The organism is Streptomyces sp. NPDC003038 (genome assembly GCF_040611115.1).
Classification (GTDB): Bacteria; Actinomycetota; Actinomycetes; order Streptomycetales; family Streptomycetaceae; genus Streptomyces.
Genome location: NZ_JBEXNN010000064.1, coordinates 1 through 13418 on the forward strand (window position 1 = coordinate 1; position 13418 = coordinate 13418).

Consider the following 13418-nt stretch of genomic DNA (forward strand, 5'->3'; position numbering starts at 1 on the left):
CGCTACGACAAAACAGCCACCATCTACCTCGCCGGACTCCACCTCGCTGCCATCCACATCTGGGCCGCGAGGTGATCCCTAAGAAACGGCCTAGGCCCCTCCCCCGCTTACTGACCAACACCGGCTGGTACCACGCCATACCACTTTTGGCCCCACTCGCCCCCCGAAGCGGTCGCCGCCGTCCGAGACATCACAGTGGTCCACCTACGCGCGTCAGGAGACCCCCAACACCGCTAACCAGGATGCTGGCAATCCCGACCCTCAGACGAGCTGGACCTACCCGGCGGGTGCGGGGTTGACGTCGCCTTCTCCAGGGTGGCGGACATGGACTGGAGACAATCCCCGCGGACACGAGGTCGACTGCTGGAGGACCTGTCCGTCGAGTTCACACACCGGACCATCCCCGCGGGCGCAGGGTCGACACGGGCTGATCAACCGGCTGGGTCGTCAAGCGAGGACCATCCCCGTGGGCGCGGGGCCGACCGGAATCCACTGGCCGATCTGGTCGGCCATGAGCGGATCATCCCCGCGGGCGCGGGGTCGACACCCTCAGCTTCCCCCTCGGCACCCCCTCAGAGGACCATCCCCGCGGGCGGGGGGTGAGCTGGGCGTACGCGCGGCCATCCCCGTGGGCGCGGGGTCGACGTCGTCCACCTGGGCTCGCCGAAGTGTCCCCACGGACCAAGCGCGGGCGCGGGGTCAACGGCACCGGAGCACCAGCCTCGCGCAACACAGACGGACCCTCCCCGCGGGCTCGGAGTCGACCCCGAGCGGGCGATGTTCGGGGCCATGTTGTGCGGACCATCCCCGCAAACGCGGGATCGACTGCGCGGTCGGATCGCAAAGACCCATACGCTGCGGAGCATCCCCGCAAGTGCGGGTTAGACCCAACGGTGCGGGTGATCAGCACGCCCCACTCCGGACCATCCCCGCGGGCGCGGGGGTCAACAGGGGTAAGTGCCCGCAGCCGGGCGCAGTGTTTTCGGAGCATCCCCGCTGGCGCGGGGCCGACACCTACGGCCGCCTCCGGGCTCTGGCCCAGTGGGCCCTCCCCGCGGCAGCCGGGTCGACACCAGCTGAATCCCTGGCCGTCCCAGCCCATCGGTCCATCTCCGCAGACGCGGGGTCGACTCCCTGGGAGCGAGCTCTGCCCGTGCACTTCGCGGACCATCCCCGCAGGCGCAGGGCCGACGACACCGACATCATCGCGGACGCGTTCAAAGACGGGTCATCCCCGCGGCCGCGGGGTCGACCACTTGCCAGCGTCGTTGTGGTCGAGGGTGACCGGACCATCCCCGCGGGCGCGGAGTCGACTGGCGCTGAAAGCCAGCGTTCCACCCGAACTCCGGACCATCCCGGCGGGCGCGGGGCCGACGCGACCAGGCCGAGCCAGAGCGCCGGCTCTCTCGAACCACCCCCGCAGGCGCGGGATCGACGCCGCCGATGCGGGCTCGCCAGCGCGCTGGACCGGCCCCTCCCCGCAGGCACGGGGTCGACCTGCCCGAGGCAACGTGGATCTGCGCCGACGTCGGACCATCCCCGCGGGCGCGGGGTCAACAGCCGCCCGAGGGGTGACTGCCCCATGATGACCGGACCATCCCCCGCGGGCGCAGGGTCGACGAGGTGGCCCAACCGGACTGTTCCACCTGCACGGGAACATCCCCGCGGGCGCGGGGTCGACCGCCGGTTTGGCGACGCCACCGACCGTTGGGCCGGACCATCCCCGCGGGCGCGGGGTCGACCCAGGACCGGTGTGTTGAACCTTGGTCCAATACGAACCATCCCCGCGGCCGCGGGGTCGACCGCGGGTTCGCGGGCCGTCACCGTCGTGTCGAAGGACCATCCCCGCGGGCGCGGGGTCGACCCCCGATCGCTCGCTGGAAACCATCCTCATGACCGGACCATCCCTGCGGACGCGGGGTCGACTGGTCCCGCACGACCTCGAGGATCTCGCGTTGCGGACCATCCCCGCGGGGCGCGGGGTTTGACGTGGGCTTGATGTTCCATCCCCGCGGGCGCGGGATCGCCATGTTCACCGCAGGGACCCAATATCCGGACGGCGGACCATCCTCCGAAGGCGCGGCTCGACTCGCGCAGCACCATGGCGGCCCTCGTCGCGGACACGGGGTCAGCTTCCCGATCGGCGGCTGGGAGGGGACTTGGCACGGAACATCCCCGCAGGTGCGGAAGCGACGGCGCTCCAGAGGAGAGGCCGCTCATGTACGGACCATCCCCGCGCACGCGGGGTTCGACACCAAGTTCACGACCAACGACTACACGGCCCTCGGTCCATCCACGCGGGCGCGGGGTCGACAGCATTTCACCGGCCTTGCGCACGGTGCCCGGCGGGGCATCCCCTTCGGGGCTGGGTCGACCTGGTCGCCATCGTCGTCAAGCGGCTGGCCGCCGGACCATCCCCGCAGGCGCGGGGACGACGCCAACCTCGGCGTGAACAACGACCGGATCACCGGAGCAGTCCCGCAGGCGCGGGGTCGACAGGCCGAGCCACTCGCGGTCGCGCATCGCGAACGGACCATCCCCGCGGACGCGGGGTCGACATCGTCGCCAGCGACCAAGTCAGCGGAGCATCGCCGGCGGGGTCGACGTGATGGACCAACGAGACCCAGACGATCCCCGCGGGCGGTGTCGACCGCAGCTGCACGGCCGCATCGGACAGGGCCTCGGGGGCATCCCCGCGTACGCGGGGCCGACTTCATCGGTGCACGATCGATGGGACCATCCCTGCAAACGCGAGGTCGACATGGAGAACCACGGCAGCTCGAAGAGGACGGACCATCCCCGCGAGCGCGAGGTCGACGACCGGTCCTGAATGTTGGTGCCGGTGCCCATCGGACCATCCCCGCAGGCGCGGGGTCGACCGTGCGGGTCAGGGCAACAGGCTTGCCACCCTGCGAACCATCCCCGCGGGCGCGAGGTCGATTCAACTCCCAGCTGCGCGGCGGACATCGCCGCAGGACCATCCCCGCAGACGCGGGAGCGACTTCCGCTCGGCGATCCCGTTCGCGCCGGGCCGCGGACAACTTCAGCCCCTCAACGTTCAGGAACGGACAATACCCGCTGGCGCGGGGTCAAGGACGGCTCCGGACCATCCCTGCGGGCGCGGGGTCGAGGAGCAGCACTACGGGGCTGCGAAGTACATGACCGGACCATCCCCGCGGGCGCGGGATCGACCAGGAGTTCACGGCAACATCACCCCCGGTGGGGGACCATCCCCGCGGGCGCGGGGTCCACCGGGCCATGTCGCGGAGCCCGCGATCACCTCCGGACCATCCCCGCGGGCGCGGGGTCGACTTCTCGTGGAGCACCTGGCCAACGCTCCGTATGGGATCATCCCCGCAGCGCGGGGTCGACAGCAGGATCTGCGACTCGAAGGACGTGGGCGACGTGCACGCCGTGTCCGGACCATCCCCGTAGGCGCGAGGTCAACGGATCGGCGGACGGCACGGGGTCGGTATGCCGAGGGTCATCCCTGTCTGCGGCAAGCGAGGCACAGGCCACGCACGGAGCATCCCGCGCAGGCTCAGGGTCGACCAACACCTTAGAGGGCGAGGTGACCGTCCGAGCGGAGCATCCCCGCGGGCGCGGGGTCACTCGTACACGCCGAATTCGTCGGGGTAGTCCCAGGGGCCATCCCCGCGAGCGCGGGGTCGACTTCCTGTACGGCTCGAACCTGTTCGTGGAGAAGGGACCATCCCCGCAGGCGGGGACCCAGCCCCGCAGGCGCGGGGTCGACACGGCAGGGGGGTTCTGCGCGAGCGGCCGGCCTGGGCCATCCCCGTAGGCGCGGGGTCGACGTGTACGCCTGCCGGATGGGGACGATCTCCACCGGACCATCCCCGCGGGTGCGGGGGCGACACCTCAAAGCGCGGTACCTGGCCGCCCCAGTCCGGACCATCCCCGCGGCACGGGTCGACTTGTTGTGGTACCGATAATCACTGCTGGTGTCCGGATCATCCCCGCGGACGCAGGGTCGACGGACAGCAGCTCATCAAGCGCGGTTACGGCCGCGGAGCATCCCTGCGGGTGCGGGGTCGATGCCACAGGCGGCGCTGGAGGCCCGGGCGGCCTCGGACCATCCCCACAGGCGCGGGGACGACACCTTCAGGGCGGTGCCGGGTGTGGCACCGAACGGACCATTCCCGCAGGCGCGGGGACGACACTTTCTGACCTGGGGCTCTACCGCCCCAAATAGCCATTCTCGTTCAGATGCATTTGAAGCCGGGTGACCTGAACTTCCTCCCGCCGCTCATGGTCGCGATCGGGCCATCCCCGTAGGCGACCACCCGGGCGACCGGCCCGGAGGGGCACGGGCCATCCCCGCGGGCGCGGGGTCCACTCGCCGCCAGCGTTGCGGACGACGGTGGCGTGCGGGCCATCCCCGCAGGCGCGGGGTCGACGTAGAAGCGGTCGGTGGCCATGGGCCGCTCGATCGGACCATCCCCGCAGGCGCGGGATCGACGTCGTCCCGGTGGGCCATGCCAGAACTCCTTGAGGCCCATCCCTGCGGGTGTGGGGTCGACTCGAAGAGGTTGCCGGAACCGCGCCACGTCACCGGACCATCCCCGCAGGCACGAGGTCGACAACTGCGAGACAAACTTCCCCGACCCGTTCACGGGACCATCCCCGCGAGCACGGGATCGACTGCGCGGTCGGGTCGCAAAGACCCATGGCTGCGGAGCATCCCCGCGAGTGCGGGTTCGACCCAACGGTGTGGGTGATCAGCGCGCCCCACTCGGGACCATCCCCGCGGACGCAGGGTCGCCGCAGCGACCCGGCGCATGACGCTGAGTCTGGTCGGGCCATTCCCGCGGGCGCGGGGGGCGACTTGAGGCGGAGGAAGTCCACGGCGCGGTTCATCGGACCATCCCCGCGGGCGCGGGGACGACGAAGTCGGCTCGAACGGCAGGATCTCTTGCAGGGGACCATCCCCGCAGGCGCGGGAGCAACTTGAACCCGTTCCGCAGGATGGGCAGAGTCGACGGACCATCCCCGCGCGGAGTTGACGCGCCTGCGACGCCGGTCGCTCCGATGTCCCCTGGACTTTCCCCACGGGGGCGAGCTCAACCTACTCTGCCGGCGTCCCGCGAACCACCAGGACGTCGGACCGTCCCCGCAGGCGCGGGGGCGACACTCGCATGTTCCGGTCGGGCCGGCCCGGGTCCGGACCATCCCCGCAGGCGCGGGGTCGACGTCCATGTCCACGCTCGGCCCGCTCACCCCCGCGGACCATCCCCGCGGGCTCGGGATCAACGAGCCGCGCCCGTTCCACCACTCCCCCACCGTCACCCCGGGATCGTCACGCAACCATTGCCGCAGGTGACAACCAGAACAAACATCCCCCCACTCCAACCACCCCTAGATAAAGGTTTGCGGGCGCACGATGAAGAGGCTGTGGAAATGCTCGCCATTCCGCAGGAACAGCAGAAAAGGATCGTAGACCCCTCTCGGCCGGTCGGGAAGGCGCCGGAGGACGGCGAGGAGGAGTCACGGCTCCTCCTCCGGTTCGCCACCCCGCGGGACCCGGCACTCATCGCGAAGTGGATCACCTACCAGGTGATCAACACCGAGAGGCAGGACTGGCGCCGCGGCGCCGAGGCCGCCCTGCGCTACCGGCAGCGTGAAGGGCACCTCGACGTCCCCTACGAGCACATCGAGGCCGAGAGCGCGTTCCCGCTGGGGCGGTGGCTGTCGGACCAGCGGCGCGCCTACCGGGCCGGGACCATGACCGGCGACCGCGCGGCCGAGCTGGAGGAACTCGGGATCGTCTGGGACACCGCCGACGCCGCCTTCGAAACCAACCTCGGCGCGGCACGGGCCTACTACGAACTCCACGGCACCCTGGCCGCGCCGCGGGGCGCGGCGATCCTCGACATCGCGATCGGACAGTGGCTCACCAACATCCGCCGCCCCGGCGGACTCGGCAAGGACCCCGAACGCGCGCAGCGGCGGGCCGCAGCGCTCGCCACGATCGACCCCGACTGGAACCCGAAGACGCGTGGGTCGACCGTCGGCTGGCAGCGGCACTACACCTACCTCAGGGCGGGGCGCGGCCGGCGGAGGTCGTGCCCGGGGTGACCCGGCACGGCGAAGACGTCGGTGGCTCGCCACCCAGCGGCGGAACTGGAACCGGCTGAACGCCGAACAGCAGCACCGGCTCGCCGAACTCGGCGTCAAGCCCCAGAAGGCCCCACGGGCCCGCACGACGACGACGACGGCGAAGACGCAGGCGCCCCAGGGCCGCTCCGCGGCCTTCGATCGGGGCGTAGCCGCCCTCGCCCAGTACAAGGCGCGCACGGGGTCTGTGACCGTCCCCAGGGGCAACGCAGAAGCCCTGGTCATCGACGGCCAGGAACACTCTGTGAAGCTCGGAATCTAGCTCACCAACACCAAAACCAGACGCGCCAAGCTCGACCCCGCCCAGCTCGCAGCCCTCGCCCAACTCGGCATCCACTGGGCACCGTAGTCCCGGCCTCCGGCACTGGCACGGGTTACACGTAGTGGGCTGCCCCATTGTAGGACATGCCCAAGGCTGCGGTGAGCTGTTTGATGTCGCGTTCGGCGGCGAGGGTGAGCAGTCGGGTGGAGCGCAGGATGCGCGGCAGCAGGCCGGCCGGGGCCAGGCTGTCGCGGATGTGGGCCGCGCCGGCAGGTTCTTGGGTGGTCCTGGTCAGGCGTGTCACGAGGATGTGCGGGTTGTCCGTGCGCAGCGAGGCGCGGTGGCGGAGGCAGGCCGTCAGCGCCTTCCACGTCGCCGCATCGAGCGTGAGGTCGACGGTCCGTCCGGGGAAGCGGACTGCGTGGCGGGCGGGGGTGAGGTGGTCGAGTGTGAGGAGGCGCAGTTCGGTCGTTGTCGCTGCGTGGAGGAGGGCTGCCAGGCCGATGAACGCTTCGTGTGGGTGCGTCTCGCCGGAACTGTTCCAGCGGTGGTAGAGGGTGCGTTGGTCGTCCAGGGTGAGGACGGTGCCTCGGAAGCCGCGGGCCTGTGGGGCGTCGAGAGGGGCGGCCGGGTTGTGGAGCACTGCTCCGGTGTGGTGGGCGTGGGCGAAGAACTGGCGCAGTCCTGCCAGCCAGGACGCCCTGCGGGCCGGGTTCCGGACGAGGAACTCCTCCAGGTCTTTGGTGGTCACAGATGCCCACGCCCGGTGGCCCCGGCCTGTGATGTGGAGCGCAAGGTCCCGGACGGTGTCGAGGCGGATTTTGATGGTCTTCAGCTGGTTCGGGCGCAGCCCCAGCGCGGCGGCGCGCTCACGCTGGTCCACCAGTGCCCGGGCGAAGGCCTGGACTGGTGGGCGCAGCGGGGCCGGGACGGCTTCGATGCGGCGTTCCCTCAGAGCAGCGGCCCTCGCAACCTCAGTCGTTCTGGGGGTGTCGTGGATGTGGTGGGTCCGGAAGAAGTCGGCGAGGGCCGCACCAGCCAGGGGGTGGTCTGGTGTGCAGAGCTCAGGAGCGTGGCCGGGTCGGTGCTGCCGGCGTCGAGGATCAGGCGGGCGGTGTGGGTGATGGCGTCCGCGGCGTAGAAGGTGTGCCGGTGGGTTTGCAGGTGAGTGGTGAAGGCGTTCCACCAGTCAGGCGAGGCTGGCATACGGCGGGACCAGCCCGCCGCGCGGGCCTGGACAGTGTGGGGCGAGTTCTCGTAGCAGGACTTGCACATGCCCCGCGCCCATTGAGCCGGGACACCGCACCCCTTGCAGGCCGCGACCGGCATGGCTGTGGCGGGATCGGAGCACGCACGACAGCTCTGACTCTCTGCCTCGAGGATGCGGCGGCGCCCACACCGCCCGCATGGTCCCCGCGCGGGAACACTCGCGGCCCGGCGCCGGCACGCCGCGCACGTCTCCTCCGCCGAGCGTCGGCTGCCACCGCAGCCCGAGCACCTGTGTAAGCACCAGGCACACCGGCCCGATCCGGGGCGCAGCCGGCGTTGTTTCTCGCAGTCGGGGCAGCGGCCCCGGACAGCATCGGGAACGGGCAGGGCCATGGGGCACGCCTCCCAGGCGTCGTGTGTCGGTTCGAAGAAGCTCCTGGTGTCACAGGGGAGGAAGAGACCGTGTCCGTGGGGCGGTGGAACCCGTGGCCGCGGGCTGTACGCCGGCCTCTGGCGGCACCGGCGCCATGGCCGGTGCGGTGGAGCCAAGCACGAGGAGGTCTCCTGGGGCGCAGTCCAGGGCCGTGCACAGGGCGGTGAGGGTGGACAGTTTCACCTGGGAGGGCTGCTTGGTGAACAGTGCGGACACCGAGGCCGCCGATAGCTCCAGGCCCGCCTTCTCAGCGAGCAGCCAGCGCAGTTGGGTCCCGGTCCACACGCCCCGCTGTGCTGCGGCCATCCGCAGCCGCCACTCCACGGCTGCCGAGACCGTGTCCGGTAGCTCTGTTCCTGCTGGTGTCATGCCACTCGTCTCTCTCAGCCGGCCAGCGCACGGACAGCTGACTGGGTCGCGCGCTGCCAGGCGTCCTCGACGAACTGCTGCGACGGCTTCACGTACGCCATCGTGGAGGCGATGTGTCGGTGTCCGAGGAGCTGCTGGACGGCGATCAGGTCCATGTCCCGCTCGTACTGGTGCGTCGCACACGCCCGGCGCAGCGCATGCGGGGTGAACCGCTCGTCCCAGTCGGCACCTTCGAGATCGAGGAGGCGGGCCAGCCTGTCCCGGACCGTGGCCGCCTTCAGCGCCTGGCCGTCGCCGTCGCAGAACAGTACCTCGGTGGCGGGGAACAGCGGCCGGACATCGGCCAGATACCAGGCAAGGATCTTCTCCAGGCCCTCGAGCATGGGCGCCCACCGCGGCCGCGGACCCGACGCGTTCACCGCCTTCCCGAACCGCACGTGCAGCTTCCCCGACGGCCCAAGCTGCGGATACACGTCGGCCTGGTCCAGGCACACCAGCTCACCCACCCGGACCGCGGACAGGTACGGCGTGCGCAGCATGGTGTAGTCCCGGGCCGCGGCCCGGTAGTCGCAGGCGACAGCCACCTGGGAACGGGCGAAGGCGAAGAACGCCTCCAGGCGCTCCCTGGTGGGAGGCAGACCCGTTGGAGCGTCGTCACCGGCATGCCGTACCCGGTTGAACCGGTCCAGCCCACCGCTGCCGACCGCGACCCCGAACGCGGCACGGACCTGGGCCTCGTACCGCTGTGCGACGAAGCCGTGGAAAGTCCGCATCATCTGCAGGTACTGCCGCCGCGTACCGGCGGCCAGGCCCGCGACGGCAAGGGCGTGGAGCATCTCGTCCACGTCATCGGGTTCCAGTGCCCACACCGGGCAGTCGAAACGTGCCAGAACACGGGCGAGGAGGGAGGTATAGCTGCGTACCGTGGTCGGAGCGAACCCACGCACCGGGCGAACGCCTCCACGCACCCGGCCTGGAACACCCACGGATCCACACCGGCATCCGGACCGGCCAACCCGCCCTCCAGCAGGCGCAGCTCGCCCCGCTCCCCCACACCCATGTCCAGAGCACCCCGAAGCTCGTCGTTTAAGGCAGCACCTGAACAAACGCGCCGCCACCGACGAACCCAACGAGGGCACCGCAGGAAAAGCAACCACTAGCAGCGAAACAACCGGCTCATCCACACCAGAGTTTCGACAGCCACTGGGCTTCATCACAGACCAGGACATGCGGTTCCTGAAGGGCGCCGCGCAGCATCCGGTCGAACTCGATCGGCTGCGTCGGCGGACGGCCCTGCAGGCCAAGGGCGTGGAACAACTCGTGTCGGAGGTCGCGGGTGGAGGGCCGGGCCCGGAACTGAATCCGGCGCGTCAGCTTCGGCGCGAGCTCGCGCAGGCAGGCGTTGACCGCGAAGGACTTGCCATTTCCGGCCTGCCCGTAAATGCAGATCATCGCCTTGGCCTCGATCGCGGCCCGGATGTTCTCCCGAGCGGTGAGCAGGGCGCGGGTGGAGACGACCTGGGCGCCCGGAAGGCGCATGAAGTGGTCCTCCCGCTCCGCGGGCAGACGGCCCTGCGGGGTGAGGTGGGCATCGTGGTCACTCCTTGCTGTCCGGTGCGGGCTCAGTGCCGGTGTGGTCGTCCGGCACGGCGGTGTCGGTTGTATCTGTCACGGCCGGCACGGTGGTCTCGAGGTGGGAACGGGGCCGGGCCCAACCCGGCGGAGGCTCTCGCGGCGGGATCAGGTCCGGCAGCGCGCGGGCTGCAAGGTCCACCGCCTGGGCGCGGCTGATCTCCTCCTGGGCCTGCTGGCCAGTGACCGATCGCCGCGGAAGGGGCGCGGCAGGCATGGTCATTGCGGTGTAGCGGCTCCGGCTCAGCTTCTCCGCTGCTTTGAGGTCCGCTTTGAGAGCGTGGGCCTTGCTCTCACGGACCTTGGACAGGGCGCGGCGCTGGGCCGGTGTCGCGGCCTCGGCGAGGTAGGCGGTGCCTAGGTGCCGGACAGGCCCGTCGGCGGTGAAGACCTCGATCCTTCCGTCGAAATGTGGCAGATAGCGCAGCCGTGCCCTCGTGCCGACATGGCCGGCCATCCAGTCCGCGATGTAGGCGCGGCGCCGCCACGCGACCCCGTTCGTGGTGATCTTCCGGATACGGCCGTCGTCCTCCATCGCGAAGAACGCCAGCTGCTCCTCAGGCACGTCCTCAAGCGGTGTCGGATCCGCCTCCCACGCTTCGCGCGGGGTCATCCCGTCCGGGACGCCGGCCGGGTGGTGCTCGGTGTTCCACCAGGCCACCCAGTCCAGCAGGACCCTGACGAAGTCCGGGTAGGACAGCAGATCCTCCACCGGATCCGGCCGGTGTGCCTGCGTGGGGCGGGCGCGCCGCGTGTAGCCCGGCAGAGAAACCAGCAACATCTGCTCCACCGCACCGTTCAAGGCCTCCACGGTGCCCTTCCGGTACGGCTTGTAGGCCGGCAGGTCGTCACCGGTACCGCGAAGCCGCCCAGCGCCCTCGCAACCGCCCCCGATAGGAAGTCCTTCCCCCGGTCCACCCGAACCCGGCCCGGCAGGCCACCGTACGGTCCGTACGGGGCGGCCCGGCTGATCCCCGTACGCAGCGCGGCCAGGACGGCGTCCCGAGCCGGTTGGTGCGGGGTGACCGCTACCCCCACGATCACCTTCGACGCCACATCGATGAACCACGTCACCCAGGGACACACCGCGCTGCCCTCCAGGCTGACCCGGACCGGAACCCGCTTGTGATCACCCTCCCAGCACGCATTGCGGTGTGTGGGCGGCCGTTTACCGTAGACGTCGTAGCGGCGGCGCGCTGCTTCATCACCCTTCAGCCGGCCCGCTCCCCCGCCGACAAGTCCCGGCGTACAACGCGCTGCAGGGTCCGAAGAGAAGGCACCAAGCCCGGGTCACCAGCCGCGGCCGCTTCCGCGAGCAGCTCACGGTGAACCGTGGCCACATTCCCACCCCACACCGCCAAACGGACACGCACATCCGGCGTCACACCAGCCCGTGACGGAGTCCGTGCGGACAGCCGCCCCTCACACCGGGCCACCGCCACCCAATTCCACACCGTCCGCAGCGACACGCCAAGAGCCCCAGCGACCGCCCGCGCGTGCTCAGTAGCCAACTCGCCCCGGGAATCAAGGGCCATCAAGCGCGCCACCGCACCCTCACGCCCGCCAGCTGGCCACCGCCGCGGCGTGTCCTCGCACCAGGAACCTGATCGGACACTCCTCACCCCCGGCTGCACCTCGTGCAGGTGGTGGCTGTCCGCCTTGGCTTCATCCATCCCGACACGCCGATCAGGCACACACGAACGGATGAAGCAGGCCCCCGGTTCCCGTGCCGCGCCGGAACGCGGCTATGCGGATGCCGGTTACGTGCGAGGCAGCGGCTCGATGAGCAGTGCGTCCATGGGCTTGCTGCGATGGGGGCGCAACACTTCCAGCCAGGTCACTCCACCGTCCAGGAGACGCCCCATGTATCCGAAGCCGTTCCACCCCAGATCGACGAAACAGCGTTCAGCCTGCTGGTCCCGACCGAACAGCCGCTGACCGTGCAACGTGACTTCTCTGAGGTCAACGCCCCGCTGCTCCAACGCGACCAGGGCGCACGTCGCCGCCCGGCGCAACGGGCTTGTCTCCACCCAGCGCCGCCGTACATGCCGGGCGACTTCAGGGTCGTCGAGGTCTCCGTCCAACAGCCTCAGCGGCGTGATGCTGATCTTACCCTTCACGTGCCGGCCGAACAGCTCGATCCGCGCCGGGCGCGGCACCATGCTCTCCAGCCCCTCGAACTCTGTGAGCATGTGGTCCCTGGGCGCAGGCCCGGCTTCCGGGTCCGCTGTCAAGGAGGCAAGGCGCTCGCGAGCCAGGGAGAACGGCTCACCCTTCCGCCAGAGCAAGAACAGCTCGAAGCCCTCGTCCAGCAGGCTGCTGCGACCACGGAACTGGAAGGAGATCCCCCGGGTCCGGCCCCGCAGGGCCTGCCTCATCCCCACGTACGAGTCACGCCCGTTGATCGATGCATCCAGCGACTCGCCCAGCCAACGCTTGTCCGTGCCGTGCTCAATGACGACGTCGACATCGTTCGGCTCCAGCGCCCCGCGCGCGTACGACCCGAAGACGTACACCTCGTCAACCAGGCCCAGCGGCCAACCACCGTCCTCGAGCCGCGTGATCAAGTCCGCCAGCAGCCGCGTCGCCCGCTGGCGCTTCACCCGGCCACGCCTTCGGCATACGCGGCACGGAACTCCTGTGCCACCACGAAAACAGAACCCGGGACCGCGCGCGGCTTTCCGTCCTCGACCGTCTGTCCGATCACCTCCGCCGCGGCCCTCCCCCGCTGCAGCTCATACTCATCAACCGCAGCGGCGAACTCCTCAGGAACCTCCCGCAGGTCCACCACACCCGCTACAGCGACCTGTGGGAAGGAACCACCAAACGTCTGCAGCTTCGCCCATCCCAAGGACCGGCCGGCCTTATGCATCGCCGAGCAAATCGGAGCGACCCCGCCCAGCTCCTCCGCCTCATCAACACCGAGGCGGAGCTCATACGACCCTCCGAACCCGCCACCGCCCGGCGGACACGACCGACGCAACAACGGCACCAGGACAGCAACAAGACGCTCATGACGCGGATCACCCGCAAACGACGGCATCCACCGAGCGTAGCCAGACATGACACGGCCCCACCCGGCGTTTCGCCACACCCACCCACAGGAGCGACAAGCCCCCCACCCACCGAACGACACCAGCCTTCACCAGCACAACGACACCCTGGTACCGGCATCAGTCCAGGCCAGCACCAGTGAAAGCCAACGGCGTGTACCCAATGCACAACACACGACGCCCATCATCCTCACCGCCACCGCCAAACCGGATGGGACCGCGAGCTGCATCTAGTGTCCTGAGTCGGAGATTCGTCGTTGGTCTGGTGTGAGTCGTCCTGGACCGAAGATTCCGCCGGTGGTGCTGTCCGATGCCGAGCGGGCGA

Annotated in this window: 10 protein-coding genes; 1 reads left to right on the forward strand and 9 read right to left on the reverse strand. The window is 70.1% G+C overall.

The genetic code is table 11. The annotated features are described in order from the left end of the window. Positions 1-5418: 5418 nt before the first annotated feature. On the forward strand, positions 5419-6096 hold the full coding sequence (locus ABZX75_RS33210) for a helicase associated domain-containing protein (protein ID WP_355417627.1): 678 nt from the start codon (positions 5419-5421) through the stop codon (positions 6094-6096). Between the two features lie 413 nt (positions 6097-6509). On the opposite strand, the gene ABZX75_RS33215 is transcribed toward ABZX75_RS33210, so the two are convergent. From ABZX75_RS33215 to ABZX75_RS33255, 9 genes are all read right to left on the reverse strand, one after another. Then, positions 6510-7280, reverse strand: a complete 771-nt coding sequence (locus ABZX75_RS33215; protein ID WP_355417630.1) for a hypothetical protein — start codon at positions 7278-7280, stop codon at positions 6510-6512. A gap of 68 nt (positions 7281-7348) precedes the next feature. Continuing rightward, a complete protein-coding gene (locus ABZX75_RS33220) occupies positions 7349-7603 on the reverse strand; it encodes a hypothetical protein (RefSeq protein ID WP_355417633.1) in 255 nt (84 codons plus the stop codon). Between the two features lie 445 nt (positions 7604-8048). Then, positions 8049-8345 carry a helix-turn-helix transcriptional regulator gene (locus tag ABZX75_RS33225; RefSeq protein ID WP_355417636.1) on the reverse strand — a complete coding sequence of 99 codons (297 nt, stop codon included), beginning with the start codon at positions 8343-8345 and terminating at the stop codon, positions 8049-8051. 77 nt (positions 8346-8422) lie between these two features. Continuing rightward, positions 8423-9355, reverse strand: a complete 933-nt coding sequence (locus ABZX75_RS33230; RefSeq protein WP_355417639.1) for a tyrosine-type recombinase/integrase — start codon at positions 9353-9355, stop codon at positions 8423-8425. A 229-nt stretch (positions 9356-9584) separates the two neighbouring features. After that, the gene (locus ABZX75_RS33235; protein WP_355417642.1) at positions 9585-9947 is read right to left on the reverse strand and encodes an ATP-binding protein; all 363 of its coding nucleotides are present in this window, start codon (positions 9945-9947) and stop codon (positions 9585-9587) included. A 58-nt stretch (positions 9948-10005) separates the two neighbouring features. Beyond that, positions 10006-10842: a Mu transposase C-terminal domain-containing protein gene (locus ABZX75_RS33240; protein WP_355417645.1), complete on the reverse strand. Its 837-nt coding sequence runs from the start codon at positions 10840-10842 to the stop codon at positions 10006-10008. Beyond that, positions 10839-11255 (reverse strand): transposase family protein, encoded by a 417-nt coding sequence (locus ABZX75_RS33245; protein WP_355417654.1) that lies wholly within the window; start codon positions 11253-11255, stop codon positions 10839-10841. The genes ABZX75_RS33240 and ABZX75_RS33245 overlap by 4 nt, the downstream gene beginning before the upstream one ends. Before the next feature lie 545 nt (positions 11256-11800). Beyond that, on the reverse strand, positions 11801-12643 hold the full coding sequence (locus tag ABZX75_RS33250) for a nucleotidyltransferase domain-containing protein (protein ID WP_355417648.1): 843 nt from the start codon (positions 12641-12643) through the stop codon (positions 11801-11803). Next, complete coding sequence (locus tag ABZX75_RS33255) at positions 12640-13083, reverse strand: hypothetical protein (RefSeq protein WP_355417651.1); 444 nt, start codon at positions 13081-13083, stop codon at positions 12640-12642. The genes ABZX75_RS33250 and ABZX75_RS33255 overlap by 4 nt, the downstream gene beginning before the upstream one ends. Between the last annotated feature and the right edge of the window lie 335 nt (positions 13084-13418).

Excerpts from the sequence above, each read along its gene's own strand:
- ABZX75_RS33225 (WP_355417636.1), bottom strand. The coding sequence starts at position 8,345 with ATGGCCGCAGCACAGCGGGGCGTGTGGACCGGGACCCAACTGCGCTGG.
- ABZX75_RS33255 (WP_355417651.1), bottom strand. The coding sequence starts at position 13,083 with ATGCCGTCGTTTGCGGGTGATCCGCGTCATGAGCGTCTTGTTGCTGTC.
- ABZX75_RS33210 (WP_355417627.1), top strand. The coding sequence starts at position 5,419 with ATGCTCGCCATTCCGCAGGAACAGCAGAAAAGGATCGTAGACCCCTCT.
- ABZX75_RS33235 (WP_355417642.1), bottom strand. The coding sequence starts at position 9,947 with ATGCGCCTTCCGGGCGCCCAGGTCGTCTCCACCCGCGCCCTGCTCACC.
- ABZX75_RS33220 (WP_355417633.1), bottom strand. The coding sequence starts at position 7,603 with ATGCCAGCCTCGCCTGACTGGTGGAACGCCTTCACCACTCACCTGCAA.